This is a genomic window from Stieleria sp. (assembly GCF_041595215.1).
GTDB classification, from domain to species: Bacteria; Planctomycetota; Planctomycetia; order Pirellulales; family Pirellulaceae; genus Stieleria; species Stieleria magnilauensis.
Genome location: NZ_JBFHKV010000897.1, coordinates 1 through 3,637, shown reverse-complemented (window position 1 = coordinate 3,637; position 3,637 = coordinate 1). Strand labels below are relative to the sequence as shown.

Below are 3,637 nucleotides of genomic sequence, written 5' to 3'. Positions count from 1 at the left end.
CGTTCGGCTTGATCCCCAGCATCTTGATGATCTGCCGCAATTCACTTTGGCTCGGTGGATCGTCCAGGTAGTTGACGACATCGAATTCGATGCCACGGGACTGGAGCAATTCGAGCGCGGCTCGCGATTTGGTGCACCTGGGATTGTGATAAAGTTTCGTCATCGTATTTTATGAATTGGAAGAGTTGCGCTGGTGCAAAGTGTGTCGACCGGAACCGTCGGCGTCATCCTGCGGCGAGGTGGTTCTGTGTTGCGCGCGCCGTCAGCGGCATGTTAGCCCCGGACAGGCGTCGGTTATAAATTCTGCGCGCGCCGTTCGCTCACCCGATGGTTGATTAAATGGGTGTTCACCGGCCAACGTGATCATGCCGGCCCGAACACGTAAGCGAGGGCGCTGCGTGGGCCCTTGTGTTTGGGCGCGGGATGATGTGAACAAGCTGTCGCGATTGCCGGTGGACGGGACACTTGCTGCTCGCTGGTTGGCCGGTTGATTGAATCAGCCGTTTGGCGCGAGCCTACGGGCGCCGGTGTTCAGGTTGACCGAGCGGAATTGGTTGAGGCCCGTACGCTGGCGCGATACGGCTGATCCCACGTGTGAGCAGACTCAACCGACAAGCCGTGACGCTTGCCGCTGGTGTGGAGACGCGCCGGTCGCTAACGCTTCCCGCTGGTGTGGTGACGCGCCGCTTGTTTGCCCGTCCTTTAAGACCGGGTGCGTCCGTCTCGTTCGGCTTGCTCAAGCAGGGCTTGCAGTCGTTTCACGACCTCGGGCCGTTCTTCGGAGAGATCGGTCTGTTCGCCCGGATCGTTGGCCAAGTCGTACAACTCATTTCCTCGGTCTTTGTCGCTACCGTATCGCACGATCAACTTCCAGCGACCGGTGCAGACCGCGATCGCACTGTCCTTGCCATTGCCCAGAATCAATACCGCATCTCGCCCGGCAATTTGACGTTCCTTGCCCAGCAGCACCGGAAGCAAGCTGAACGAGTCGACGGCGGCATGATGCGGAAGTTCACCGCCGATCAACTCCGCCGACGTGGCGAACAAGTCCGTTAACGTGACCGTGCAGTCTGACGAGGTTCCCGCTTCGATTCGTCCCGGCCAACGAACGATCAAGGGAACTCGGTGGCCGCCCTCGTAGGTATAACCTTTTCCATCACGCCATGGCCCGTTGGTGACGTGCCCCATCTTCTTCGCATCTTCCTTGGCGGTCTTGTACTTTTTCAGAATGTCTCCGGAATCGTCGGCGAGATTCAGTTTGACGCCATGGGTTCCTTTAAAATCCTTGGGCGTGGATCCGTTGTCGCTGGTGAACACAACCAATGTCTCGTCGGCCAGCCCCAACGCATCGAGCGTGTCGAGAATCGTGCCGACATGCGCATCGAGTTCCTGCACATGGTCCCCGAACAACCCGGCATTGCTGCTGCCACGGAACTCGGCCGCCGGAGTGACGTGGGTGTGCGGGGCGCAGGGGGTAAAGTACAGAAAGAACGGTTGGTCCGCATTGCGTTGCAGAAACGCGACGGCCTTGTCGGTGAGTGTGCTGTCGACTCGGTCTTCAACCCGTGGCCGGTCGAGGCCTTCGGGAAAGTCACGGCCTTTGACGATGCGATAGGGTTCGCCAGGCTTGCGACCCACCAGATCGTGGTTTTCGATGAACGCCCGAGTGGAATCGTTGTGATTGGATGGCACGCCGAAGTGGTAATCGAAGCCGACTTCCAACGGCCCGGTGATCGGCAATTCGTTCCAGTCTTTGCTGTATCCCAGATGCCATTTCCCGATCGCCGCCGACGTGTAACCGGCCTGTTTCAAGAAGGATGCAAGCGTGGTCTGGCCGGGACTGAGGCGGTAACCATTGCCTTTTCTGTGCAGCCGCCACGGGGATTGGCCTGTCAACAAACCGTAACGGGAGGGCGAACACAGCGAGGCTGCCGCATGGGCATCCGAAAACTGCATCCCCTGGCTCGCCAGACGATCAATGTTCGGAGTGTTGATCTTTGTCGCTCCATAACAACTGACGTCCCCGTATCCAAGGTCGTCGGCAAAAATGATCACAAGATTGGGGCTCGCCGTGTTCGCTGCGGAGGCCTCAGGATTCGCCCCGCCAAAGATTGCCGCGGCGAGGAGAAAGACCGAAAGCGCTGTTTGTTGGTAGTTCATGGCCGCGTAGTATACTTGCTTCGCTTACCGTTATCTCGTCTTACAGGTCATACGAACAGATCGTTCGGACTCAGAATACCAACCACTCGCACGAGACACCACGCACATGAACAAAATGCCAACTGTGTCGCTCGCCACCTTCGTTCTCGTGCTCACCTGCACCCAAGGCTTGCCCGCGTTTGGCGAATTTGTCCACCCCGGAGTCGCCCACAGCCGAGCCGGCATTGAGTTTGTCAAATCCAAGATCGCGGCGGGGGAACAACCGTGGGGTGATGCGTGGGAACGACTCCGCAACTCGCATTCTGCCTCGATCGACTGGACGCCGCAGCCTTTCGCACACGTCGAGCGTGGACCCTACAACGATCCCAACATCGGATCGTCCGAATTCAGCAGTGATGCACGTGCGGCCTACTACCATGCGCTCTGCTGGGCTCTTTCGGGAAAGGAGCAGCACGCCGTCAAGTCTGCGGAGATCCTCAACGCGTGGTCCGGGACGCTGCAGTCGATCGGCAACCATGATGCCCGATTGCTGATCGGCATGAGCGGGCACGACTTTTGCATCGCAGCGGAACTTCTAAAACACACGTGGGGACAATGGCCTGAGAAGGAGCGAGCACGATTCGAATCCATGCTGCGAGACGTCTGGTACCCGGTGATCAAAGACTTTTATCCGACGGCCAACGGCAATTGGGACGCATCCATGTTGCAGGTGATGATCGCGATGGGCGTCTTCCTGGACGACCAACAGATGTTCGACCGAGCCAAGAATTATTTTCTCGCCGGCAAAGGCAACGGCGCGATTGGGAACTACTTCATGGAATCCGGGCAGTGCCAAGAATCGGGCCGAGACCAGGCCCACACCCAGATGGGATTGGAGTTCTTAGCCAATACTTGCGAGACGGCGTGGATCCAGGGCGTCGATCTATACGGTGCCCTGGACAACCGGCTGCTGAAAGGATTTGAGTACACCGCAAAGTACAACTTGGGTTTCGACGTGCCATACGTCGCGTACCGAAGTGTGGAAGGACGCTACCACTACAAATCGATCTCCAGCAACAGTCGCGGCAGACTGCGCCCGATGTATGAACGGGTCTTCAATCACTACCACAACCGCAGGGGCATGGAAGCTCCCTACACCGAGCAAGCCGCATTAAAACTCCGCCAGAGTCAGTCGGAGACGCGCGAGGCGTCGAACCGACGTGATGCGAACCAGCGTGACGCGAACCAGCGTGACGCGAACCAGCGTGATGCGAATTCACGCCGCGACCGTCGCCGCCGCCGATCGGCAGCCTCGCATCTGGACACCCTGATGTATGCCGGTCATCCGGCTGGCCTCCAACCGATCCATTAGCAACCCTGCCGTTGCGGCGTTTCTTTAAGAACCATCCTCCGGGGTTAGATCAAGGTACTCGCGGAGGGCTCAAAGCATCTGCCGCACATCGGACGCATGCGTCGGGAATGCGAACAACGTCGACTT

The 3,637-nt window shown here is 58.5% G+C and carries 3 protein-coding genes; 1 reads left to right on the top strand and 2 read right to left on the bottom strand.

Features of this window, described 5'->3' with window-relative positions; genetic code table 11:
• A partial coding sequence (locus ABX749_RS25915; RefSeq protein ID WP_372898555.1) for a glutaredoxin domain-containing protein occupies positions 1-163 on the bottom strand: 163 nt, incomplete at its 3' end.
• Positions 164-702: 539 nt separating this feature from the next.
• Positions 703-2,160 (bottom strand): sulfatase-like hydrolase/transferase, encoded by a 1,458-nt coding sequence (locus ABX749_RS25910; protein ID WP_372898554.1) that lies wholly within the window; start codon positions 2,158-2,160, stop codon positions 703-705.
• Positions 2,161-2,275: 115 nt separating this feature from the next.
• Between ABX749_RS25910 and ABX749_RS25905 the strand changes: the two genes are divergently transcribed.
• Positions 2,276-3,511, top strand: coding sequence for an alginate lyase family protein (locus ABX749_RS25905; RefSeq protein WP_372898553.1), 1,236 nt, complete (start codon positions 2,276-2,278; stop codon positions 3,509-3,511).
• Positions 3,512-3,637 lie beyond the last annotated feature (126 nt).

Bases quoted from the DNA above. Each gene is read 5' to 3' on its own strand.
- ABX749_RS25905 (WP_372898553.1), top strand. From the start codon at position 2,276: ATGCCAACTGTGTCGCTCGCCACCTTCGTTCTCGTGCTCACCTGCACC.
- ABX749_RS25910 (WP_372898554.1), bottom strand. From the start codon at position 2,160: ATGAACTACCAACAAACAGCGCTTTCGGTCTTTCTCCTCGCCGCGGCA.